We start from the raw sequence: 22,907 nt of genomic DNA, 5'->3' as shown, positions 1-22,907 counted from the left end.
ATTTCGCAAGACGAAGCCCGTCTTCACGTCTATGAAGAGCGCCTAATCTATTCTGGAGTGATCGATATGACATCGGAACGCAACGCCGCCCTGGTTCTATTCGCAGGCTTCCTGATTCTGGCCGTTGGCTTTGGCGCGAGAATTTCGTTTGGCGTTTTCCTGCCCAGCATGCCGGCAGAAACCGGTTTTACCATCGCCTCATTGTCGCTGGTCCTGGCGGTTCAGAATCTGATGTGGGGTGCGGCACAGCCGTTTGCCGGTCGTTTGTCAGATCGATTTGGGGCAGCACCCGTCGTGTTCTTTGGTGCAGTTCTATACGCTGGCGGCCTAGCAATGACTGCAATGGCGGAAAACTTTTGGGTCTTTGGGATGTCTGCCGGTCTGATCCTGGGCGTTGCACAGGCCGCCGTTGGCTTTCCTGTTCTGTTGGGTGCCATCGGGCGCACGGCGTCGGACAAACGCCGTGGTCTGTATCTGGGCATCGCAACGGCGGGGGGCAGCTTTGGACAATTGGTCTTCTCCCCCGTCAGTCAGTTATTTCTGCAAAGTTTCGGATTGATTGATGCATTTCTGGCGATGGCGGCTGTCTGCCTGGCTGCGTCGGCACTTGCCTTAGTCATTCGCCGCGAAACCAGGCCTACTGCCACGCAGCGGGCCTTTATCGCCGCACAGCCCGGTGAAAATCTGAAAGCCGTTCTTGGACGCGCCATGACTGATCGCAGCTTCCAGCTCTTGATCGCGGGATTCTTTGTCTGTGGCTTCCATTTGGCCTTCATCGCTGTTCATTTACCGAATTTCGCCCTGGTCTGTGGCCTATCCGCCGCCGCTGGGACGGCTGGGCTGGCGCTGATCGGTGCGTTCAATATCATCGGCACAATTACGGCGGGCCAGATCAGCGGCACATTTCGCCCAAAATACCCGCTGTCGATCATATATGCTTTGCGCGGTGTGGCCGCGATGGGCCTGTTGATCGTTCCCGTAACTGAAACCGTGCTGCTGGTATTCAGTGCCGTCATTGGTTTGTTGTGGCTGTCCACTGTGCCGCTGACCAGCATGACAGTTGCCAAGCTGCACGGTCCGAACAATGTCGGCATGCTGTTTGGCATCGTCTTCTTCAGCCATCAGGTTGGCAGCTTCACTGGTTTGGTCATGGCGGGGGAATTCTATGAGATGTTCGGCAATTATGACGCCATGTGGATCGCCAGCGCGATCCTGGGCTTTGCCGCCGCCATCGTCCATCTCCCCATCGAAGACAACCGCAAACTGACCCCGGCAGGGGCTTAGGACTCCTCACCTCCTCGTGAGGTGGGGTTGGAATGTGCCGGTTTGGCCCTACATGAGTTTTGTATCGCTATGGTGCGATGCACACTTTAATGGGAATTCTCATGTCACGTTTAGACTCGGCTATCCGGCGGTTGCAGGCGCAGCGGCGGTTATTGGATCAGGCAGCGTCAGACATCCAGTCCTTGGAGGGGGTTGTTCTGGAACTGGGTCTTGGCAATGGCCGGACCTACGATCATTTGCGGCATATTCTGCCAAACCACGACATCTATGTGTTTGAACGGGAAGTTCAGGCCCATCCGGATTGCGTTCCAGAGGATGACCACTTGTTTCTAGGAGATGTGATCGACGGGCTGCACCGCGCGCAGAAAACACTAAGGGCCAGAGCTGTGCTGGTGCATGCAGATTTGGGAACCGGCGACAGTCAGGCTAGCCGTGATTTCGCAAAGAATCATCTTAGCCCCGCCATCATTCCGTTACTGGCCGAAGGTGCACAGATACTCAGCGATCAGCCGCTCTCCCTCCCTGGCGCGACCAAGGTTCCTTTGCCCGAAGGAATGGATGCGGATCGATATCACGTCTACCGGGTGGATGGGCCATTAGAGGCGCACAAGCGCTTTCATAAGGCAGCCTGAAATCCGCCTGCCCCTCCTAAAAGGGCAGGCCCACATAATTCTCCGCAACGACGGTCTGGGCCGCGCGCGAAGACATAAGATAGGCGATTTCCGCCTCCTGCATGCGGTTTTCAAAGGCGCGATCATAGCCAGCCTCATTCGGGAACTTGTGTAACAGGCTGGTCATCCACCAGGAGAATCGCTCTGCCTTCCATACCCGGGCCAGGGCTTGATCAGAATATCGATCCAACAGATCAGACATGCTTTGTTTATAAAACTGGACCAGGGCGCGGTACAGGTAATAAATATCTGATACCGCTAGGTTCAGCCCTTTCGCGCCGGTGGGCGGCACGATATGGGCAGCATCCCCAGCCAGAAACAGCGATCCATGGCGCATCGGTTCGGCGACAAAGCTGCGCATGGGGGTGATGCTTTTATCCAATAGGGGACCTTCATTGATGTGGTGCCCATCTGTATCGCCTATGCGATGGCGCAATTCATCCCAGATACGGGCATCCGGCCATTTCGACAGATCCTCATTCGGGCTGCATTGCACATAATGGCGGGAAATCGATTCCGAACGCATGCTGCACAAGGCAAAGCCCCGGTCATGGTGAGCATAGATCAATTCATCCGCCGCCGGCGCCGCCTTGGCCAATATCCCCAACCAGGCAAAAGGATAGGTCCGTTCAAATGTGCGGATTGCATTCTGTGGCAGGGATTGTCGGCACACCCCGTGAAAGCCATCACAGCCAGCAATAAAGTCGCAGTCCAACCGATGTTCTTGTCCCTGGTGGGAATACGTCACAAACGGCTTTGAACCATCGAAAGCATTCGGCGTTACATCCGCCGCTTCGAAGACGATCTCCCCCCCAGCCGCCAGGCGGGCTGCGATCAAATCCTTCGTGACCTCTGTCTGACCATAGACCGTGACAACCTTGCCATTGGTCAATTCATCCAGCGCGATGCGGTGGCGTCGCCCATTGCCTGCAATTTCAAATCCGTCATGAACCAACCCTTCCCGGTCCAGCCTGTCCGCAACTCCAGCCTCCCGCAGCAAATCAACCGTGCCCTGTTCCAGAACACCGGCGCGAATGCGGCCTTCGACATAGGCGCGATCTCTTCGCTCCAGTATTACCGACTCGATACCCTGTCGGTGAAGCAACTGTGACAACAGCAGGCCCGCCGGACCACTGCCGACAATGCAAACCTGCGTGCGACGTGATTTGCCCATGAAAAGGGTCTCCTGAAATAGCGCGTTTCCTTCCGACAGATTAGGCCTGCCCCGGTCAGGAACCCAGAAAATGAAACAGTTTACGCCCATAGATTCTTTTGGCATACTATATATCGAACAAATGTTCGATATTCGAACAAATTGGAGGATGAGATGATCAATGCAGAGATGAACCGGAAACTGACCGAAATTGGCGCAGGGACAGAGGCCGGGGCCGTGCTGCGTCGTTATTGGCAGCCAGTCGCACTGGTCGATGAATTCGACGGGCCACGCCCGGTCCGCCCGGTCACTCTGTTGGGGGAAAAGCTGGTCGCCTTTCGCAACGAAGACGGAACCTATGGGCTGATCGATCGCCACTGCCCCCATCGCGGGGCAGATTTATGCTATGGGCGGTTAGAAGATGGCGGCATTCGCTGTCCCTTCCATGGCTGGAAATTTGATACGGATGGCCAATGTCTGGAAACCCCTGCGGAGCCAGAGGAAAGCCAACTGGCCAGCCGCATCAAGACCACGGCCTATCCGGTCGCGGTGCGCAACGGCATCCTGTTTGGCTATCTGGGCACGGGCGAGCCTCCAGCCTTTCCCAAACTGGATTGCTTCACCGCACCCGACAGCCACACCTTTGCCTTTAAAGGCCTGATCGAAAGCAATTGGCTGCAGGCGCTGGAAGTGGGGATCGACCCGGCCCATGCGTCCTTCCTGCATCGGTATCTGGAAGACGATGACCCGGCAGATGCCTATGGGAAACAATTTCGCGATTATGTCGGGGATACCGATATCCCGATGACTCGCATTCTGCGTGATTTCCCGCGCCCAAAGATTGATGTGGAAACGACCGATTACGGCCTGCGGATCATGGCGCTGCGGGATCTGGATGGACAGGCGATGCATGTCCGCGTCACCAATCAGGTCTTCCCCCAGGCGATTACCATCCCGATGTCCAACGAAATGACCATCACCCAATGGCATGTGCCGATTGATGATGAAAACTGCTATTGGTATGCGATCTTCACCAGTTTCGGGAATACCGTGGACAAGGTCAAAATGCGCCAACAACGTGAAGCCCTGTATATCATGCCGGATTATATCCCGAAGGTCGGCAAGCAGAATGGTTATGGCTATGACCCGGTAGAACAGAAAATGCGCACCTATACCGGCATGGGCGATGATATTAATGTCCATGATCAATGGGCGGTCGAATCGCCCGGCCCGATTCAGGACCGGACCAAGGAACATCTGGGCCAGACCGATGTTGCCATCGCCGCCTATCGCCGTCTGTTGCTGCGGGCGATCAAAACCGTCGCAAAAGGTGAAGGAACGCTGCCAATCCTGGATACACCGGGCGGCCCTGGCGCTATCAAGGGGCCAATCGCCATCGATACATTGGCCCCGCATGACACCTGGCGCAGCGCATGGCTTGCCAGCGAGCAAAAACGGCGCGAGGCTGCTCCCTGGTATTTGGGCACTGACAGTATTGCTGCGGAATAGGGTCAAACATGAAGCTTTCATTTGAAACCGTCGGTCCATCGGACCGGCGCACCCGGATTCAGGATATCCTTGATCGCGTTTCCTCCGCCGGGGTCGAAAGTGTCCGGCTGTCCTTCGCCGATCAGCATGGATTGTTGCGGGGCAAGACCATCCCTGTTTCAGGGCTTAAAGACGCCTTGGAAAACGGTTGTGCCATGACATCCACCCTGCTGCTGAAGGACACATCCCACCGCACCGTCTTTCCGGTATGGACCAAAGAAGGCGGCTATGACTTGCCCGGCCTGAAGGGGGCCGGCGACATCTTGATGATGCCCGACCCCGACACGTTTCAAATTCTGCCCTGGGCGGAAAAGACCGGTTGGCTGTTATGTGACCTGGCGCTGAAGGACGGAACGGCCATGCCATTCTGTACCCGCTCTCGCCTGCGCAATGCCTTAAGTCTGCTGGCAGAGGCCGGCTATGAGCATCGCACTGGGTTGGAATTGGAATTCACGGTCCTGAAATTGGAAAACAAGAAGCTTGCCTACCAGGATGCGGGCCATCCACCGGCCCCTGTTGAAACATCGCTGGTCACGCGCGGCTATCAATACCTGACCGAAAGTCAGGCAGATGAACTGGAACCGGTTTTCGAGACCATCCGAACCGTCTGTGAAGGCCTGTCCCTGCCCTTGCGCAGTCTGGAAGTGGAATTCGGCCCCAGCCAGGTTGAGGCGACGTTCCACCCCCAGGAGACGATGAAAACCGCCGACTGTACCGTGCTGTTCCGAAGCGCCATCAAACAAGCGCTGCGCCGCATCGGCTATCACGCGACCTTCATGTGCCGCCCGGCCTTGCCAGAAGTATTCTCCAATGGCTGGCATGTGCATCAGTCCCTGATCCATCGCGACACGGGCAAACCCGCCTTTGTCGATGCGCAAGAGCCCCTGTCCCCATTGTGCAAGAATTTCCTGGCCGGATTGCTGGACCACGCGGCCGCAAGCTGCCTGCTGACCACCCCGACAATCAATGGTTACAAGCGCTATCGACCCTTCGTCCTGGCGCCAGATCGCATATTATGGGGCATGGATAATAAGGGGGCGATGCTGCGCGTCGTCGGTGCCCCAGGAGAGTCTGCAACCCGGATTGAGAATCGCGCACCGGAACCCGCCGCCAACCCCTATCTGTGCATGGCGTCTCAAGTCCTGTGCGGTATGGACGGCATGAAGCGCAAGGCCGAACCGCCACCCCCGACCGAAGCCCCCTATGCCGAAGGTGTCTTGTTGCCCCGCACGATATTGGAAGCCATTGATGCTTTCAGCGGCAGCGCCTTCTATCGTAAAGCCTGGGGCGATGCCTTTGTCGATTATCTGGTCACCTTGAAAAAAGCGGAACTGGCCCGATTCTTTGCAGAAGTCACCGATTGGGAACAGCGCGAATATTTCGAGATTTTCTAGAATGAACGATGTCACGGAGGTCAAAGACAGCGAAATCGTCCAGACGCTGGCCAAAGGCCTGACGTTGATTGCTGCTTTCGGTCCAGACACCCAGACTATGACAATTGCGGATGCCGCCCGGTTGACGGGGTTCAGTCGCGCCGGGGCAAGGCGAATTCTGCGCACTCTTGAGGCAATGGGCTATGCATCCCAGGAAAATGGGCGGTTCAATTTAACACCCAAGATCTTAACCCTGGGATTTTCCTTCCTGCGATCCAGCGAGATTGGCGACCGGGTAAACCCGATCCTGCGTAAGGCGTCGAATGCCATGCGGGAAACCTGTTCTCTGGGTCTGCCCAGCGGCACGGATATGGTCTATGTTGCCCATGCTATTTGTGAGGATCGCCTGTTCTCCACACGGTTTACCATTGGGGCAAGATTACCCATGGCGGCCACGGCCATCGGGCGCGCCTATTTGGCCCATGTCAGTGAAACAGAGCGTGATCGTTTGATGGCCCAGATCGCCCCAAGATCAGAAACCCCCAACACCGTGATCGATCGCGGCGCATTAAAGGTGATCCTGGATCGCACTAGAAAGCAGGGGTATGCTGCCACCGATGAAGAATTTGAAATGGGGGCGCTTTCGGTCGCTGTCCCGGTCCTGGGTGTTTCAGGCACTGCGGTAGGGGCGCTGAATGTTGTCGTCAATAAGGGCCGTGTCGCGGTCAAGGACATGATCGAAGAATTCACCCCTGCCCTGAAAGAAGCCGCCCATGATGTGGGTCTGGCCCTAGGTTAGCGTCGCCTTCCCTTTGCCATTCCAACGCAGGCGTGACTCCAGAGCGGAACGCCCGACTCACGACCTGCCGCCCTGGACCCCGGATCATGTCCGGGGTGACTAAATAGAGAGGCCGTCATTCCCGCGCAGGCGGGAATCCAGAGCCACACGCACCAAATTCACCCGCCGCCCCTGAACCCCGCAACAAGTGCGGGGTGACGAAATGAGTAAAGACAACACTGTTCTATGTTTTTATTTCAGTTTTTCGATATATTGAACTTTCGGAATGCTTAGACTTGGGAGAACCCTGCGTGAAAGACAACCTGGTGCCACCGCCACAGCTTGGCGCAATCGTCCGCAAGGCGCGTAAACAGCACCGCCTGACCCTGGAACAGGTGTCGGAACGCAGTGGCGTGTCAAAATCCATGTTAAGCCAGGTAGAGCGCGGCACCGTCAACCCGACCTTTGCCGTGGTCTGGAACCTGATGCAATCGCTGGGGCTGGATATGGCCGATTTGACCGAAACGATTCAGGCGGAAACGCCGGTCATCGAACACAGCCACGCCTATTCGACACCCACCCGCAAGAGCCGCGATGGATTGGTAACATTACAGATGTTAAGTCCCTATCGCACCGTGCTGCCAATAGAATGGTATGAAATGCGGATGGAGCCCGGCGGTGTGCTGGCTTCTGACCCCCATGCCATGGGCACGTATGAGCATTTAACCTGTCTGGATGGGTCTGTTGCCGTCGAAGTTGCCGACACGCGGGTTGAAGCCAGGGCGGGAGACACGTTACGCTATCAGGCAGATCGGGCGCATCAGATCATCAACACAGCCACCGGTCCATCGCGTGCGATCCTGCTGGTTGCCCTGCCCCAACAATATGATGCGCAGGCTAGGCAAATCATCCGTTGACAGTGAATTCCAGTATATCATACAAATTCCTGGATATCGAAAATAAAGGTAATGCCATGACACGCTCCCTTATCCAACATGCACAAGATGCCCTGTCACAAATTGATGCCGACGGGCTGATGAAGCGGGAGCGCACGATCACCAGCGCCCAATCCAGCGAGATTGATACCCTGGATAACGGGACCGCCCAGCATGTTATCAATTTATGCGCAAATAATTATCTGGGGTTGGCCGATGATCCCCGCTTGATCCACGCCGCCAAGGAAGCGCTGGACAGCCATGGATTTGGCATGGCGTCGGTTCGGTTTATCTGTGGTACCCAGGACCTGCACCGCCAGTTGGAAAGTCGTCTGGCAGATTTCCTGAAGACCGAAGATGCGATCCTCTTTTCCTCCTGTTTTGATGCCAATGCTGGGGTTTTCGAGGCATTGTTGGGTCCGGAAGACGCGATTATCTCAGATGCTTTGAACCATGCTTCGATCATCGATGGGGTGCGGCTGTGCAAGGCACAGCGCTATCGCTATGCCAATAATGATATGGAGGAACTGGAAGCCCGCCTGAAAGAAAGTCAGGATGCCCGCCTACGCCTGATCGTCACCGATGGTGTCTTCTCTATGGATGGCATTATCGCGGATTTACCGGCCATTTGTGCCTTGGCCGAACGCTATGACGCCACCGTCATGGTCGATGACAGCCACGCTGTTGGCTTCATGGGACCCCGTGGAGCCGGAACGCCCGACCACCACGGCGTCGAAGGGCGTGTGCAATTGCTCAGCGGCACATTTGGGAAGGCTCTGGGCGGCGCGTCAGGCGGCTATATCGCCGGCCCTGCCCCCATTGTCGCCCTGTTGCGCCAAAGGGCACGGCCGTATCTGTTCTCAAACGCGTTGGCCCCATCGATCTGTGCAGCCACTCTGGCCGCGCTGGATTTGCTGCAGAGTGGTGGGGAACTGCGCGAAACCTTGCGGCAGAATGCCAAACATTTCCGCCAGGGCATAATGCAGGCCGGTTTTGATCTGGTGCCCGGTGATCACCCGATCATCCCTGTCATGACCGGGGATGCGGTTCTGGCAACCAAGCTGGCCGCGGGATTGATGGCGGAAGGCCTGTATGTGACGGCTTTTTCCTATCCCGTCGTGCCAAAGGGCAAGGCACGAATCCGCACCCAGATGTCTGCTGCCCATACCCGCCAACAATTGGATCATGCCATTAGTGCCTTCACCAAAGTCGGTCGCGACATCGGACTGATCGCCTGACCCTCGTTTCTAAGGACCCCAGCAATGCGCGCACTGTACAAATCTGAACGAGCCGTCGGCCTGTCTATGGGAACAGCGGATAAACCTGTTCCCGGCCCGCATGACGTGTTGATCAAGGTTCAGCGGGTCGCAATTTGCGGCACTGATTTGCACATCTATAACTGGGATGCCTGGGCACAGAAGACCATTCCCGTGCCCATGGTGGTCGGCCATGAATATTGCGGAATCGTTGAGGCCGTGGGCGAAGAAGTGACCCTGGTGAAACCAGGCCAGCGCGTTTCAGGGGAAGGGCATCTGGTCTGTGGGAAATGTCGCAATTGCCGCGCGGGGCGGGAGCATTTGTGCAATCACACCGTCGGTGTTGGCGTCAATCGCCAGGGGGCCTTTGCCGACTATCTGACAATCCCTGAACACAATGTCTGTGCCATTCCAGACGGCATTTCAGACGATATCGTCGCGATCATGGACCCGTTGGGCAATGCCGTACACACGGCCCTGTCCTATGACCTTGTGGGCGAAGACGTGCTGATCACAGGCGCGGGACCCATCGGCCTGATGGCAGCCGCCGTCGCCCGGCATGTGGGGGCACGCCATATCGTTGTCACCGATTTGTCCGATGATCGTCTGCGCCTGGCAGAAAAAATGGGCGCGACCCGTGGCGTGCGGGCCGATAAGGAAAAGCTGTCCGATGTGATGCGGGACCTGGACATGACCGAAGGCTTTGATGTCGGGCTGGAAATGTCCGGGGCCGGGCGTGCCCTGAATGACATGGTTGGTGCCATGAACCACGGGGGCAAGATGGCGCTTCTAGGACTTTTTGCGACGCCGGTAGAGCTAGATTTAACCGCCGCGATCTTTAAAGGTTTACAGTTCAAGGGCGTCTATGGGCGCGAAATGTTTGAGACCTGGTACAAAATGATCGCCATGCTGCAAAGCGGCCTGGATGTCAGCCCGGTGATTACGCACCGATTGCCCTTTGAGAAATTCGAAGACGGTTTCACCGCCTTAAATTCAGGCCAAGCCTGCAAGGTCGTTCTGGATCTGGCCGCCTGAAATATCGCCTAGTTCTACAATCATCGGCCTTTGAAAAGGATCGTGTATGGCCCGCCCCGGACGCTCATCAGGACGCTCAACCCGCCTCCAAAACCGCGACACTGCCGATACGGCAAGCGCCCTGCATCAAATGCCCTGGGGACAGCTGACCTATATTGATAAACCCACCGAACCATTGGATGAAGAGGGGGTGAACAAGATCCACGACACCGCGATGCGCGTGCTGGAAGAAGTCGGTATTCTGTTCCTGAACGAAGAAGCCCGGGACATCTTGAAAGAGGCCGGATGTGACGTGGATCCGGTCACATTCAATGTGAAATTTGATCGCAATTTTGTCATGGAAATGGTTGCCCGTGCCCCGGAAAGCTTTTCCATAACCCCCAGAAACCCGGCACGAAAGATTGAGATTGGAAATGGCCGCGCCGCCTTTGGCATGGTCGCAAGCCCGCCCAATACGATGGATCTGGAAAAGGGCCGCCGGGTCGGCAATCGCGCGGATTATCAGAATATGCTGCGCCTGTCGCAGTCCTTCAATTGTATCAATTTCAATGGCGGCTATCCGGTGGAGCCCATCGACATCCATGCATCGATCCGACATCTGGATGCGATCTATGACCTGTTGACCCTGACAGATAAGGTTTTCCACGCCTATTCCCTGGGCCCGGACCGGGTTGAGGATGCGATGGAAATGGCCCGGATCGGGGCCGGATTGACCCATGCGGAATTCGACGAAGAACCCCGCATGTTCACCAATATCAATTCCTCCTCCCCCCTGAAACATGACTGGCCGATGCTGGATGGTGCCATGCGTCTGGCGCGTCGTCGCCAACCGGTGATCATTGCGCCTTTCACGCTGGCCGGTGCCATGGCACCGGTCACGATTGTCGGCTCCATTGTGCAGCAGACGGCGGAATGTCTGGCCGCTGTCGCCCTGTTGGAATACATCACCCCTGGCACACCGGTCGTATTCGGGGCGTTTACTTCCAATGTGGATATGAAGTCCGGCTCCCCCGCATTCGGCACACCGGAATATATGCGCGCCATGCAGATTTCCGGTCAGATGGCGCGATTCTATAAGCTGCCCTGGCGCGGGTCTAACGCCAATGCCTCCAACGCGCCGGATGGCCAAGCGATCTGGGAAAGTCAGAACTCGCTGTTTAGTGTTCTAAGCGGCCATTGTGGGGTGATATTCCATGCAGCGGGCTGGGTTGAAGGGGGGTTGAGTGCCTCCTTCGAAAAGGTCGTGATGGACTGTGAAATGATCCAACAATGGATGTATTACAACCGTCCGATTGATATGTCCGATGATGAATTGGGGCTGGATGCGATGAAAGAAGTCGGCCCGAACGGCCATTTCTTTGGCTGTCAGCACACGCAAAGCCGCTATCGCAATGCCTTCTATAACCCATTCCTGTCCGACTGGCGGAATTATGAGGCCTGGGCCGAAGCTGGGTCGCAGATGGCGCATGAGCGTGCCCATACGCTGTATAAGGAAATCCTGGCGGAATACACACCGCCCCCTATCGATCCGGCGATCAAGGAAGAATTGGAAGCCTTTGTCGCCCGTCGCAAGGAAGAAGGCGGCGCACCAACCGATTTCTAGCATTCTGCAGGCAGGAAGTCAGTATCACCCCCAAAGCTCAGGCTTTGGCGGATGCATCAGGGAGCCTTCGAATTCGAAGCCCGGTTCACGATCCACCGCCAACAGCAAGGGGCCATCCAGATCAACGAATTTGGCCCCCTGGGCGACCAGAAAGGCGGGGGCCATGCCCAGGGACGTCGCCAGCATACAGCCGATCATGATTTCCATACCCGCCGCTTCTGCCTCTGCCCGCAACAGCAGGGCCTCTGTCAGACCGCCGGTCTTATCCAGCTTGATGTTGATCACATCATATTTGCCGATCAGCGACGGCAACCCCTTACGGGCATGGGCGCTTTCATCCGCACATAGGGGCACCGGATGGGCCAGATCGGCCAGGATCGCGTCCTGTGCGGCGGGCAAGGGTTGCTCGATCATCTCAACCCCCAGCGCGCCCAGTTTCTCCGAAAACGGCTCCACCATTTCCGGCGACCAGCCTTCATTGGCATCAACGATCAAGCGGGTATCGGGGGCGGCGGATCGCACGGCAGCAACCCGGTCCAGATCGCCGTCGCCCGTCAATTTCAGTTTGAACAAAGGGCGCGCGGCGTTCTTTTCCGCCGCCTTTGCCATATTCTCCGGCGTATCCAGACTGAGCGTATAGGCGGTCACCAGGGCCTGTGGTGCCTGCTTGAAACCCGCTGCCTTCCAGGCTGGCACCCCACTGCGCTTTGCGTCCAAATCCCACAGGGCGCAATCAATGGCATTGCGGGCCGCCCCGGCGGGCATGGCGGCATTCAAAGCATCACGACCCATGCCCTGACCCAAGGCACCTTCCATGTCCTGGATTTGCGCCATGACAGACGCGATGCTTTCCCCATAGCGGGCATAGGGAACGCATTCACCGCGCCCCGTTACACCATTTTCAGTCAATTCCACGACAACAACTTCCACCGTTGTCTTCGACCCGCGAGAGATCGTGAAGGTTCCGGCGATGGGAAAGCTTTCGTGCTTCGCTGTCAGCTTTATCATCGGGTTACAGCGCGTCTACCAACCGGCCCGCGCCCTGGCGGAAGGCATCGACCGTCGGCAGACCGACCTCCCGTTCCACACTTTCCAGATAGTCGTCCTGACGATCCTTGGGCAGGCCTGATGTGTTGACCGAAACGCCGATCACGCGACAGGCCGGATTGACCATGCGCCCCATCTGTTCGTTGACCGCGATGCAATCCTTAAGAGACGGCAAGGCGAAATCAGGCAGGCCGCGCATATGGGTCCGCGTCGGTTCATGACATATCACCAAGGCATCGGGCTGTGCCCCATGCAACAGGCCAAGGCTAACCCCGGCGAAGGATGCATGAAACAAGGACCCTTGCCCTTCCACGACATCCCAGTGATCGGGTTCGTTGGCGGGGCACAGCTTTTCCGTCGCACCGGAAATGAAATCGGCGATCACCGCATCAACAGAAACACCGCCCCCTGCGATAAAAATTCCAGTTTGTCCGGTCGCGCGGAAACTGGCCTTCATGCCGCGTTCCCGCATCGTCTTTTCAACCGCCAGAGACGTGAACATTTTCCCAACCGAACAATCGGTCCCGACCGTCAGCAGACGCAGGCCGGGGCGCTTTGTGCCGCTGGCGACCTCAAAAGTTTCCGTTGGGTGGCGCACATCATACAGCTTGCGCCCATGTTCCTGCGCCAGGCTGGAAAGCGTTTCAATATCCGTCAGCTTGTTGTGCAGGCCGGATGCAACGTCAAAGCCCATGACCAGCGCTTTTTCCAGCGTCGCCCGCCAGGACGGAGGAATAACGCCCCCGCGATTGGCAACACCAACGATCACGGTCTTGCACCCAGCCGCCTGGGCCTGTTCCAAGGTCATATCGGGCAGGCCAAGGTCGGCCTTGCAACCATCCAGGCGCAGCTGGCCCTTGCACCAGTCCGGGCGCCATTTCGCAACACCATTGGCAACCTTTGCCGCCAGATCATCAGCAGCATCACCCAAAAACATCAGATAAGGATTCTCAATTTTCATGCGCGTGGAGCCTTTTCAATTTTGTGTATTTCACTGTTTCGTCGTTGCACCGCACTATAAAGAGGCCAATGCGGTGCGTCACGCCTTGTTGCAATCAGGAATCGCGCTAGGCTGAATTCCAGCGATAACAGAAAGCTTTTCGGCACCTGCCATGGTCCAGCCTTATCCGAAACAGTTCCCCCCCGGTTTGCGTGATGCTGCTATTGCCGCGTCACGGTTTGGATATGGCGCGCGCGCCGGGGAATTGCAGGGCATTTCCGCTGACCCACAAGGCTGGCTGTTGGCCCAATTGGAAGAAAGCGCCGTACCGACGGATTATTTCCAGGGACTGCCCGAAACCTCTGAAATCACGTCCCAATTGGTGATCGCCCAGGCATCAGGCGATCCTGCCTTACAAGCCCTGAGGCGCAGTCGCAGCACCGAATCCCAGGCGGAGGCAAAAGTGCATGCGGCTTATGCCATGGCAACCGGCGCGCCATTTCGCGAACGGCTGGTGCGGTTCTGGTGCAATCATTTCAGTCTATCGGCCCTGAATCCCCGAATTTTTCCGCTGACCTATGCCTTCGAACGCGATGTTATCCGTCCAAATCTAAGGGGCAGTTTCGTCAATCTGCTGACCGAAGCCGTGCGCCATCCGGCCATGCTGCTGAATTTTGAGAATGCCCGTTCCATCGGGGCCTATTCCTATGCGGGGCTGAAGGGGGCAGCGGCGCTGGATGATCGCCTGGCGCAAGCCATTCTGAAACTCTACACGTTTGGGCCACAGCGTGAACCCACGCCAAAGGATATCTTTTCCCTGGCGAAAATGCTGACCGGCTGGTCGGTCACCGGCCCGGAAGAACCCAATCCAGGCAGTTTTATCTTCCGACCGAAATGGCATGAACCGAATGCGAAATATTTCCTGGAACACAGCTTTCCCCCCGCGGGCGTTCTGGAAGCGGAGGCCGCCCTGGACAAGCTGGGCCGCACGGAACAGGCGGCGACCTATATCGCGACCCAAATGGCGCAGTATTTCATAACCGACACACCACCGTCTGAGTTGATTAACAGCATGCTGCGCGGTTTCACCGACGGCGCGAACAGCCTGGCAGGAATGGCCAAGGGCATGGTCACATCTGAAGCGGCCTGGTCGCCCATACAAAACAAGATAAAGACGCCGGAAGACCTGGTCCTGTCCACCGCGCGTGCGCTGGGGATGGGGGGAGAGGCTGGCAGCATGACCCTGCGGGCCCAGCGGGTTCTGGGTCAGTCCCCCAAACATGCCCCATCGCCCGAAGGGTGGCCCCAGCAGGCGGGGGCCTGGATTGCACCACAGCAGATGATGGATCGGTTGGCCTGGACAGGTGCCATAGCCAGACGCGGTGCCGCCCTGATGCCCGACGCACCGGTTACAGAAACCGCACTGGACATTCTGGGTCCCCTTCTGTCGCCGGTCACCTATCGGCGGATTGCGGTCGCAGCAGACCGGGGTGAAGGATTGGCCGTGCTGTTCGCATCCCCGGAATTCCAAAGGCGGTGAAGAGACGATGACACACGCCCCCCATCATTTCACCCGCCGACGCTTGCTGGCCCTGACCGGCGCGACCGTCGCAACCGCCGCGCTGGCGCCCCAGATCAGCTTTGCCGATGGACCAAAAGACAGGCCCCTGATCCTCATTCTGTTGCGGGGTGGGTTGGACAGTCAGGCCCTGTTCCCGTTATACACCGACCCCAATTACCGATCCCTGCGCGGGCCGCTGGCGCTGGCACCGCCTGGCAGTTATGGCGGATTGCTGGACCTGGATGGCAGTTTGGGACTGCATCCGGTTGCAGAACCGCTATTAGCCTATTGGCAGGCCGGACAGATGGCGGTCGCCCCAGCCGTCGCCAGCCCCTATCGCGGGCAATCCCATCAGGAAGCGCAGACCATCCTGGAATCAGGCCTGCAAAGCTATGACCCTAGCAACGCCGCAGGGGGATGGCTGAACCGTGCCCTATCGGCCAGCGGCGCTGGCGATGGATCTATTCGCGCCCTATCCCTGGGCACGACCGTTCCCCTGATTCTGTCAGGGGCAACACCGACCGAGCCATGGCTGCCATCGGAACTGGCCCCCAATCGGGCCGGATATCTGGAGCGGATTTCAACCCTTTATGCCAATGATCCGATCCTGTCAGAAGCCCTGACGACCGGCATTCGGGCGCGAAGCCTGCGCCATTCTGTCATGGGGCCTGATCATGTCGCCGCTGATACCGCAGGCATCGCCGCCCAGAATTTAAGCATTGCAACCGAAATGGTCGGACGCGCAGTATCGGCACCAGACGGACCGCGCGTGGCCGTTCTGGAATGCGGGGGATGGGACAGCCACCTGCAACAAGGGTCCCTGGAAGGACCGCTGGCCCGTGCGATGGCAGGGCTGGCAAGCGGCCTGAGCGCCCTGGCGGATGGGTTAGGGCCCGTTTGGGACAACACCATGATTGTCACAATCGGGGAATTCGGGCGGACAGTTCGCCCAAATGATCAGGGTGGCACGGATCATGGCACGGCAGGAATGGCGCTGATCCTGGGAGGGGCCTTAAAGAAATCCCAGCGGCTGGGCGATCTGCCAATGCTGCAAGCAGGGGGCCTGGACCCGACCCTGGACAGCCGCGCCCTGTTTAAAGGCATCCTGGCCCAACATTGGGGACTGACCCGATCCGTATTGGATAAACGTGTGTTTCCAGACTCCGCCAGCGTTGCGCCGATCAGCGGTCTTTAAGCGGTCATTAAATAAGTGGGACGGACGGCACCCAACAATACCAATCGGGATCAAAGATATAGCACTCGCGAAGGCCGTGGGGCTTGTCTATCGTGCCTTCCAGCATCTGATAGCCCCATTCCCGCGCCCGTGCCTCGGCTGCATCGGGATCGACACCATACAGGCGCAATTCCACCCCGGCACCGCGCCCCTGCACCGACCGCACCAGCCCGGAAAGACGATGCTTGTTATAGGTATGATCGGCATGCAAAAGCCATTGCGCGCCGCTGACCGGTTCCGCCATCACAGCAAAGTCTTCATCTTCATAGACGGCCTTGGCCCCCAGAACATGGCTGCAAAACCCGACAGAGGCGGCAACATCTTTCACCAGCAGATTGATGCCTAATCCCTTTGGAATAGATTTACCGAAATCCGCCGGCTCCATCCATGGCTCTTTAGTGCTTTTCGCTGTCATTTGCTGTGATCCAATCCTTAAACCTTTTGGGACTTTCGTCCCATGCCTTGCGGCCTATGACAAGCCGTGCCTCGATACAACGTGTGCCAGTCCACAAAGACAAACCTATTGAACAGACGGTTGCACTGATCGAACATTATCAATCTTGCCCAGAATATCTTGAATCGCCTGAACATTGGCCAGGGTCGCGTCAAAAGCAGCGCCGCCCCATTTGTCATTCAGGCTGCCTTCCGGCACACGGTTTGATTGTTGAAGGGTACCCAGAACCGTCCCTGTGGCATCCATCAACCACCAGCGGATGGTTATCTCCTGGAATCCATTCTCGGGCTCCCCCTGAAGGACCGATCCGGCCAACAGTAGGGTCGCATCTTCGGGATTGTCCGCAATGTTCACACCCCCTTCTTTCAGCACGGCCGTCATGGCGTTTGCGAGGGCGGTGTTTCCATCCCCCGGCGCGCCTTCCACCCCCATGACAGCAACGCTGCGTGGTCCCGTCTGTTCTATCAGAACAGCCGTATCCGGGCGCAGGGAATCTACCACCAGATCGGCCCCCGCATCCGCTAATTCCTGGATCAGCAAAGGATAGCCCTGATCATAGGCGGTGCGGGTCGCAGGTACTTCCGCCTGAACCAACGCCACCTGATTGCCCAGATGATCCGTCAGACGCCAATCAACCTGCACCTTGCGGTCCTGCCAATGGGCGGCGCCTTCCAGTAATAGGCCATTCGTAAGCGACCCTCCGGCGGTGGCGGGGATTTCGCGCGCGATCAATGCTGCCACAAGGGCTTCGGTCAACGGACCGGACACATTGGCGTTTGCCCCTTCCACCGGGGTGACCGTCACGCCGGCCCCGTCGGGGATCGCCAGCAAAGGGTTGGACAGTTTTGCCGCCGGGGCGGAATGAAAAGGTTGGGGAATTGGGCCGCACGCGCCGAGCATGCTGAACCCGATAAACAACACAGACAGCCACCCGCGCTTAAACAAGGCACGCCACCATAACAAGCAGCAGGCTGACCACCACCATCTGAATAAGCCACGGCATAGGCGCTGATCGCTTCCCTTATCCTACCTACAGACGAACCATGTCCAGGGGACTGCGTGACACGGTTTTTGACCCGGTTTCATCCAGGATCGAACTGCGCCCCAGACACATGGCCAGCCCTTTGTCAGAATTTACGATAATGATATGGATGAAAAACGCCATATTGGAAGCCAGAACCACCGGATTATCCGCATAGAACATCGGATAATCCATCCAGCAGGGCGTAAAGCGTGCGCTCATGCCATAGCCACAGGCATTCAACCGATGTTCCCGCAGACCATAGGAATCCAGCACCGTCGCATGGGCCTGAAATACATCCCCCATCGTATTGCCGGGCTTCAGCGTCGCCTCACATTCTAACAAGGCGGCCTTTCCGGCCTCATACATATGCAGATGTTCCGGCTGAGGCTGGCCGATAATAAAGGTATTCATCATTGCAGCGTGATAGCGGCGATAGGACCCCGCCCATTCCAATGTCAGTTGATCATTCGGCGACAAGGCGCGACGACCTGATTTATAGCGGCACAGCAAGGCATCCCGGTCCGACCCAATGATGAATTCATTGCCCGCATAATCACCGCCGCCTTCAAACACAGCACCTTGCATGCGCGAGAGAATAAGGCCTTCATCCACGCCAGCCGCAGTTACGGCAACCGCCGCGTCATAGGCATCATCCGCCAATTCCCCGGCGCGCCGGATACAATCCAGCTCAGCAGGGCTTTTCACAATGCGTTGCTGGCTGATCAGGTCATTGGCGGGAACAAGGGTGCAGAACCCGTCCAGCGCCGCCTCAACCTGTTTTCCGCGATAGGCGGTCAGGCCGGCGGCTTCATACTCCACGCCCAGTTTCTTGCCCTTCGCGCCATAACTGTCCAGCAGGTCGCGCAATTGCAGGGCGGGTTGTGCGCCTTCCTTGTCGACCCAGATCTGAATGTCTTCAATAACGCTGGTATGCTGGGCCTGCCGCAGGTCTGGCGCGCGCGTCAACAGGAAGAATTTCCCATCCGCCCCCAGATAGAATGCCTGAAAGAAGCAGAAGCCGAATGTGTCATAGCCGGTGAGCCAATACATGCTTTCCTGAAGGAAGATCAGCATGCCATCCAGACCTTGATCCTGCATCGCCGCACAGGCTTTGGCGCGACGGGCGGCAAGTTCTTCAACGCTGAAATGAACGGCCATGTTGGGGTCTCCTATTCTGATACAAGGGCAATTGCTGACAGTAACCGCCCATAATCAATGGAACCATCCGCGTTGCGCTCTTTTCGGTGCGTCGCGCGACGGAAGCTGTAAAAGCGATCAGGATCGGCATAGGTGTCTTCCGCGATATGGGCAATACGCCCAACACCGCTAACCCGCATACGATCCAGCACAAATCCGGGCAGATCGAACTGAAAATGTCCGACCTGCGCAGAGGACACAAAGAAACGATCCAATGCGGGATCCTGGGCCACAAACTGCGCCTGAAACTCAGGTCCGACCTCGTAGGAGGGTTGATGAATGCAGGGGCCTAGAACCGCCGTGATATTGGATCGATTGGCCCCCAGGCTTTCCATCGCCGCCACGGTCGCCTGGACGACGCCACCAATCGCGCCCTTCCACCCGGAATGGCAGGCACCGATAACACCCGCGCGACCATCCGCAAACAATACCGGTGCGCAATCTGCTGTCGCGATCCCCAGGGCCAGTCCAGGCCTGTCGGTCACCATGCCATCCGCCTTGGGCAAAGCGTCTGGATCAAACGCCCGATCCACCACGACCACATCCGGGCTGTGAACCTGATATAAAGTGTTTAAGACATTTGCGGGTAAGTCCAGGGCCGCCATGGCCCGGGCGCGATTGTCCGCGACCACCGCCTGATCATCAGCAGACCCCAGGCCGATATTCAGACCGGCAAATATCCCCTGGCTGACACCGCCCTTTCGCGTGAAAAAGCCATGCACAATCCCTGAAAGTCCAGATAAAGCATCATCCTGCAGGGGGATCGGCGCATCGGTCATGGATCAGGCGGGCTCCAAACCTGGCAACAGGGGCGTCATTGGACCGGCAAGGCCCAGAACTTTGAACAGAGTGCCCATTCCATCGGCCCCGATCAAGCGATCGCGTGCACTTTCAATCTGTTTCGCCCCTGAACCGGATGCCACCTTCATAAGATTCTGGGCACGGATCTCAATGCCCAGCGCCCGCAGGAAATCCCCCTGGGTGCGCAAGGGCGAAACGCGCGCGCCTGCTTCTGCCGCAGCTTTTGCCAGGGCCGTGAAATCAACATGGGCGGTCAGGTCCGCCTCCCCCGGTGTTTCCAGAACGCCACAGGGCTTATGTGCCTTCACCGCCTGCAAGGTATCGCCTGTAGCGGGACCCGCATAGCCGTAATCGATGATCAGCGCCGCGCCGCCCTGGGCCGCCAAACGTGCCCCCAGATCCGCGGCTATACGCCAGGCCAGGGGGGCCAGTTCAACCACACGGCCCACCTTTGCGCGGTCCCTCAGCGTCTTATCGATCAAGGGCTCCAGGACGCTAGGGCCCGGCGAAAGGGTCAATGCCAAGGCATGGTTTCGGGGGTCAATCGCCAGCAAACGTTCCCGCCATCCGCCTTGAACGCGCTGAATCTGACGGATCGGTAAGGCGTCAAAGAACTCATTCGCGACGATCAACAGGGGCGCATCTTCTGGCAGGGTTGCGATATCACTGTGCCAGGATACAGGCACGGGTGCGCGTTCCAGACTGCGGGCCTGAACATCGCGCAGGACTGGGCTGGTTTCCACCAGATGCAGATCACTGGCCTTCAGGAAGCCCGGCAAACGTTTTCCCGCCCGCAGCAGATCGGCAGACAAGGTGCCGCGCCCAGGGCCAATTTCCACCAGATGAAGTTTATCAGGCGCCCCCATCTGTTGCCAGACTTCGGCGCACCACAAACCAATCAATTCCCCAAACATCTGAGAGATTTCCGGGGCCGTCGTGAAATCGCCTGCCCGCCCGAATGGATCGCGGGTGATATAATAGCCATGCTGAGGATGGCCCAACGCATCCCCCATGAAATCAGCGATGGTCAGCGGCCCTTCATGCAAAATGCGCCGGCGAAGATGTTCCTCGCAAGGCGTCATAAGGGCAGAGACTGGTGTCTGAGCGGGCATAGAATACGGTACCGTCACTTGCTTTGTTAAGCCTTCTTGGGGGATTTCGACAAAGGCGCTTGCTGCAAGGCCCGATAGACCAGATAGGCACCGCCCAACAGCATGGGAAGGGATAGCCACTGGCCCCATGTCGTGCCAAAGGGCAATGTCTGCATCAGGATTTCAGGCTCGCGGAAGATTTCCCCCGCCATTCGCGCACAGGCATACCCAATCAGAAACACACCAGATTGCAGCCCGGGGCGCGCCAATCCATTGAACCGCCGCTGGACGATGATCAGAATGGTCAGCAGCAACACACCTTCCATCGCACATTCATAGAGCTGGCTGGGATGGCGGGGCAGCAAGTCACCGGAATGAGGAAATGCGATTGCCCAAGGCACATCGGTAACACGTCCCCAATGTTCCCCATTGATGAAATTGGCGATCCGCCCCAGCATGATGCCAAAGGGCGCTACGGTGCAGACGATATCGGTCAGGGAAAACAAAGGAATCTTGTTCATCCGGGCGAAAATCAGCATCGCCACAAGGACGCCCAGCACCCCGCCATGGAACGACATCCCGCCCTTCCAGACCATTAGAATCTGGATCGGGTCCGCGAAGTAAGCCGCTGGATGATAGAACAAGACAACGCCCAAACGCCCGCCGACAATCACCCCGATTACCGCCCAGTTCAGGAAGCGATCAACATGATCGGGCTGAATGGCTTGCGGGCTTTTTGCGGCCAATCGCATGCCCCAGCGCCACCCGACGACCAGCCCTACGATATAGGCCAGGGCGTACCAGCGAAGATCAAATGGGCCGATTGAGAAAATCACCGGATCCAAATCATGTATCCAGACGCTTTGTTCCATAATCTGTCGCCTTTATTCAGCGGTACGGATCGTCTGTCGCCAGATAATCACGAATATAGCAGGCAACGCCCGATTCCAGTGTCGTTGCGGGCAGAGTATAGCCCGCCTGAACGATGCGGTCCATGCGCGCTTCTGTGAAATATTGATAATGGCGGCGAATTTCCTCTGGCGTGTCGCGCCAATCAATCGCCTCGGGCAAGCCCATGGCGGCAAAGACAGCCCGTGCGAGGTCCAGGAAACTGCGGGCCTTGCCCGACCCACAATTAAAAATACCGGAAACGGGTTCGTTGTCATACAGCCACAGCATCAAATTGACGCAGTCGTGGACCCAAACGAAATCGCGCATCTGACCACCATCCTCATAATCTGGATGGTGCGAGCGGAACAGCGTCGCGCGTCCTGTCTCCTGAACCTGACCAAACACCTGATGGACGACGGACCGCATACCGCCTTTGTGATACTCATTCGGGCCATAGACATTAAAGAACTTCAGCCCAGCCCATTGCGGCGGGGCCGCCCCTTGATCCGACAACCGTCTGGCATTGCAATCAAATAACTGTTTTGACCAGCCATAGGGATTTAACGGTCGCAATGCGGCCAGGGCCTGGGGGTCATTATCATCGTCAAAGCCCAGCGCCCCATTCCCATAGGTCGCCGCAGACGAGGCATAGATGAAGCGAACATCATTTTCCGCACACCAATACCACAGCTTCATAGACAGGTTCAGATTGTTTTCCAGAATCGCATCAACATCCGTCTCTGTCGTCGCGGAAATCGCGCCCATATGGAAGACACAGTGAATGCTGCCACCATTCTCCCCCAGCCAATCCATCAGGTTTTCCGGCAGGATCGTTGCGGCAATCTTATGCTTCGCAACATTCTTCCATTTGGCATCCGTGCCGAAGCGATCACAGACTGCGATCTGTCGCGTCCCTCGGGCAGCCAGGGCCGCCACAAGGTTGGACCCTATAAAGCCCGCACCGCCGGTTACCAGGATCATTCGGCTCTCCTAACCTGACACACTGAATACAGGGTTCCTTCATAATCCCC

21 protein-coding genes are annotated in these 22,907 nt (G+C 57.5%); 11 read left to right on the top strand and 10 right to left on the bottom strand.

The window, feature by feature from the left end; all coding sequences use genetic code 11:
- Positions 1 to 66 precede the first annotated feature (66 nt).
- Entirely contained in the window at positions 67 to 1,284 is a 1,218-nt protein-coding gene (locus ACOSDR_RS01050) for an MFS transporter (RefSeq protein ID WP_420722975.1), read from the top strand.
- 101 nt (positions 1,285 to 1,385) lie between these two features.
- On the top strand, positions 1,386 to 1,916 hold the full coding sequence (locus ACOSDR_RS01045; protein ID WP_420730137.1) for a class I SAM-dependent methyltransferase: 531 nt from the start codon (positions 1,386 to 1,388) through the stop codon (positions 1,914 to 1,916).
- 16 nt (positions 1,917 to 1,932) lie between these two features.
- Here the strand turns inward: ACOSDR_RS01045 and pobA are convergent, their stop codons facing one another.
- Complete coding sequence (pobA, locus tag ACOSDR_RS01040; RefSeq protein ID WP_420730136.1) at positions 1,933 to 3,129, bottom strand: 4-hydroxybenzoate 3-monooxygenase; 1,197 nt, start codon at positions 3,127 to 3,129, stop codon at positions 1,933 to 1,935.
- A gap of 153 nt (positions 3,130 to 3,282) precedes the next feature.
- Here pobA and ACOSDR_RS01035 point away from each other — a divergent pair, with 153 nt between their 5' ends.
- From ACOSDR_RS01035 to ACOSDR_RS01005, 7 genes are all read left to right on the top strand, one after another.
- Positions 3,283 to 4,617: a Rieske 2Fe-2S domain-containing protein gene (locus ACOSDR_RS01035; RefSeq protein WP_420730135.1), complete on the top strand. Its 1,335-nt coding sequence runs from the start codon at positions 3,283 to 3,285 to the stop codon at positions 4,615 to 4,617.
- Between the two features lie 8 nt (positions 4,618 to 4,625).
- Positions 4,626 to 6,050 carry a glutamine synthetase family protein gene (locus ACOSDR_RS01030; protein ID WP_420730134.1) on the top strand — a complete coding sequence of 475 codons (1,425 nt, stop codon included), beginning with the start codon at positions 4,626 to 4,628 and terminating at the stop codon, positions 6,048 to 6,050.
- Position 6,051: 1 nt separating this feature from the next.
- Positions 6,052 to 6,828, top strand: a complete 777-nt coding sequence (locus ACOSDR_RS01025) for an IclR family transcriptional regulator domain-containing protein (RefSeq protein ID WP_420722969.1) — start codon at positions 6,052 to 6,054, stop codon at positions 6,826 to 6,828.
- A 290-nt stretch (positions 6,829 to 7,118) separates the two neighbouring features.
- On the top strand, positions 7,119 to 7,724 hold the full coding sequence (locus tag ACOSDR_RS01020) for a helix-turn-helix domain-containing protein (RefSeq protein WP_420730133.1): 606 nt from the start codon (positions 7,119 to 7,121) through the stop codon (positions 7,722 to 7,724).
- Between the two features lie 56 nt (positions 7,725 to 7,780).
- Complete coding sequence (locus ACOSDR_RS01015; protein ID WP_420730132.1) at positions 7,781 to 8,980, top strand: glycine C-acetyltransferase; 1,200 nt, start codon at positions 7,781 to 7,783, stop codon at positions 8,978 to 8,980.
- Positions 8,981 to 9,004: 24 nt separating this feature from the next.
- Positions 9,005 to 10,033: an L-threonine 3-dehydrogenase gene (gene tdh / locus ACOSDR_RS01010; protein WP_420730131.1), complete on the top strand. Its 1,029-nt coding sequence runs from the start codon at positions 9,005 to 9,007 to the stop codon at positions 10,031 to 10,033.
- Positions 10,034 to 10,079: 46 nt separating this feature from the next.
- Positions 10,080 to 11,636 carry a trimethylamine methyltransferase family protein gene (locus ACOSDR_RS01005; RefSeq protein ID WP_420730130.1) on the top strand — a complete coding sequence of 519 codons (1,557 nt, stop codon included), beginning with the start codon at positions 10,080 to 10,082 and terminating at the stop codon, positions 11,634 to 11,636.
- Positions 11,637 to 11,660: 24 nt separating this feature from the next.
- On the opposite strand, the gene dgcA is transcribed toward ACOSDR_RS01005, so the two are convergent.
- Complete coding sequence (dgcA, locus tag ACOSDR_RS01000; protein ID WP_420730129.1) at positions 11,661 to 12,644, bottom strand: N-acetyl-D-Glu racemase DgcA; 984 nt, start codon at positions 12,642 to 12,644, stop codon at positions 11,661 to 11,663.
- A 4-nt stretch (positions 12,645 to 12,648) separates the two neighbouring features.
- On the bottom strand, positions 12,649 to 13,644 hold the full coding sequence (gene dgcN / locus ACOSDR_RS00995; RefSeq protein ID WP_420730128.1) for an N-acetyltransferase DgcN: 996 nt from the start codon (positions 13,642 to 13,644) through the stop codon (positions 12,649 to 12,651).
- Between the two features lie 151 nt (positions 13,645 to 13,795).
- On the opposite strand from dgcN, the gene ACOSDR_RS00990 reads away from it, so the two are divergent.
- Positions 13,796 to 15,163, top strand: coding sequence for a DUF1800 domain-containing protein (locus tag ACOSDR_RS00990; protein ID WP_420722962.1), 1,368 nt, complete (start codon positions 13,796 to 13,798; stop codon positions 15,161 to 15,163).
- A gap of 7 nt (positions 15,164 to 15,170) precedes the next feature.
- On the top strand, positions 15,171 to 16,379 hold the full coding sequence (locus ACOSDR_RS00985; RefSeq protein ID WP_420722961.1) for a DUF1501 domain-containing protein: 1,209 nt from the start codon (positions 15,171 to 15,173) through the stop codon (positions 16,377 to 16,379).
- A 7-nt stretch (positions 16,380 to 16,386) separates the two neighbouring features.
- Here the strand turns inward: ACOSDR_RS00985 and ACOSDR_RS00980 are convergent, their stop codons facing one another.
- The 7 genes from ACOSDR_RS00980 to rfaD form a co-directional block, all read right to left on the bottom strand.
- The gene (locus ACOSDR_RS00980) at positions 16,387 to 16,833 is read right to left on the bottom strand and encodes a VOC family protein (RefSeq protein WP_420722960.1); all 447 of its coding nucleotides are present in this window, start codon (positions 16,831 to 16,833) and stop codon (positions 16,387 to 16,389) included.
- A 105-nt stretch (positions 16,834 to 16,938) separates the two neighbouring features.
- Positions 16,939 to 17,817 (bottom strand): hypothetical protein, encoded by an 879-nt coding sequence (locus tag ACOSDR_RS00975; protein ID WP_420730127.1) that lies wholly within the window; start codon positions 17,815 to 17,817, stop codon positions 16,939 to 16,941.
- An 85-nt stretch (positions 17,818 to 17,902) separates the two neighbouring features.
- Positions 17,903 to 19,054, bottom strand: a complete 1,152-nt coding sequence (locus ACOSDR_RS00970; protein WP_420730126.1) for a M24 family metallopeptidase — start codon at positions 19,052 to 19,054, stop codon at positions 17,903 to 17,905.
- Between the two features lie 11 nt (positions 19,055 to 19,065).
- Positions 19,066 to 19,872, bottom strand: coding sequence for a peptidoglycan editing factor PgeF (pgeF, locus tag ACOSDR_RS00965; protein ID WP_420730125.1), 807 nt, complete (start codon positions 19,870 to 19,872; stop codon positions 19,066 to 19,068).
- Between the two features lie 3 nt (positions 19,873 to 19,875).
- Positions 19,876 to 21,024: a class I SAM-dependent methyltransferase gene (locus ACOSDR_RS00960; protein WP_420722956.1), complete on the bottom strand. Its 1,149-nt coding sequence runs from the start codon at positions 21,022 to 21,024 to the stop codon at positions 19,876 to 19,878.
- An 8-nt stretch (positions 21,025 to 21,032) separates the two neighbouring features.
- Complete coding sequence (gene lgt, locus ACOSDR_RS00955) at positions 21,033 to 21,857, bottom strand: prolipoprotein diacylglyceryl transferase (RefSeq protein WP_420722955.1); 825 nt, start codon at positions 21,855 to 21,857, stop codon at positions 21,033 to 21,035.
- 16 nt (positions 21,858 to 21,873) lie between these two features.
- On the bottom strand, positions 21,874 to 22,857 hold the full coding sequence (gene rfaD, locus ACOSDR_RS00950) for an ADP-glyceromanno-heptose 6-epimerase (protein WP_420722954.1): 984 nt from the start codon (positions 22,855 to 22,857) through the stop codon (positions 21,874 to 21,876).
- Between the last annotated feature and the right edge of the window lie 50 nt (positions 22,858 to 22,907).

Source organism: Hwanghaeella sp. 1Z406 (genome assembly GCF_048892425.1).
Taxonomy (GTDB): Bacteria; Pseudomonadota; Alphaproteobacteria; order UBA8366; family Aestuariispiraceae; genus Pacificispira.
Note: the sequence above shows the minus strand (reverse complement) of the source record. Positions and strands in the feature narration are given on the sequence as shown.

Excerpts from the sequence above, each read along its gene's own strand:
- ACOSDR_RS01050 (WP_420722975.1), top strand. The coding sequence starts at position 67 with ATGACATCGGAACGCAACGCCGCCCTGGTTCTATTCGCAGGCTTCCTG.
- ACOSDR_RS01045 (WP_420730137.1), top strand. The coding sequence starts at position 1,386 with ATGTCACGTTTAGACTCGGCTATCCGGCGGTTGCAGGCGCAGCGGCGG.
- pobA (WP_420730136.1), bottom strand. The coding sequence starts at position 3,129 with ATGGGCAAATCACGTCGCACGCAGGTTTGCATTGTCGGCAGTGGTCCG.
- ACOSDR_RS01035 (WP_420730135.1), top strand. The coding sequence starts at position 3,283 with ATGATCAATGCAGAGATGAACCGGAAACTGACCGAAATTGGCGCAGGG.
- ACOSDR_RS01030 (WP_420730134.1), top strand. The coding sequence starts at position 4,626 with ATGAAGCTTTCATTTGAAACCGTCGGTCCATCGGACCGGCGCACCCGG.
- ACOSDR_RS01025 (WP_420722969.1), top strand. The coding sequence starts at position 6,052 with ATGAACGATGTCACGGAGGTCAAAGACAGCGAAATCGTCCAGACGCTG.
- ACOSDR_RS01015 (WP_420730132.1), top strand. The coding sequence starts at position 7,781 with ATGACACGCTCCCTTATCCAACATGCACAAGATGCCCTGTCACAAATT.
- tdh (WP_420730131.1), top strand. The coding sequence starts at position 9,005 with ATGCGCGCACTGTACAAATCTGAACGAGCCGTCGGCCTGTCTATGGGA.
- ACOSDR_RS01005 (WP_420730130.1), top strand. The coding sequence starts at position 10,080 with ATGGCCCGCCCCGGACGCTCATCAGGACGCTCAACCCGCCTCCAAAAC.
- dgcA (WP_420730129.1), bottom strand. The coding sequence starts at position 12,644 with ATGATAAAGCTGACAGCGAAGCACGAAAGCTTTCCCATCGCCGGAACC.
- dgcN (WP_420730128.1), bottom strand. The coding sequence starts at position 13,644 with ATGAAAATTGAGAATCCTTATCTGATGTTTTTGGGTGATGCTGCTGAT.
- ACOSDR_RS00990 (WP_420722962.1), top strand. The coding sequence starts at position 13,796 with ATGGTCCAGCCTTATCCGAAACAGTTCCCCCCCGGTTTGCGTGATGCT.
- ACOSDR_RS00985 (WP_420722961.1), top strand. The coding sequence starts at position 15,171 with ATGACACACGCCCCCCATCATTTCACCCGCCGACGCTTGCTGGCCCTG.
- ACOSDR_RS00980 (WP_420722960.1), bottom strand. The coding sequence starts at position 16,833 with ATGACAGCGAAAAGCACTAAAGAGCCATGGATGGAGCCGGCGGATTTC.
- ACOSDR_RS00970 (WP_420730126.1), bottom strand. The coding sequence starts at position 19,054 with ATGGCCGTTCATTTCAGCGTTGAAGAACTTGCCGCCCGTCGCGCCAAA.
- pgeF (WP_420730125.1), bottom strand. The coding sequence starts at position 19,872 with ATGACCGATGCGCCGATCCCCCTGCAGGATGATGCTTTATCTGGACTT.
- lgt (WP_420722955.1), bottom strand. The coding sequence starts at position 21,857 with ATGGAACAAAGCGTCTGGATACATGATTTGGATCCGGTGATTTTCTCA.
- rfaD (WP_420722954.1), bottom strand. The coding sequence starts at position 22,857 with ATGATCCTGGTAACCGGCGGTGCGGGCTTTATAGGGTCCAACCTTGTG.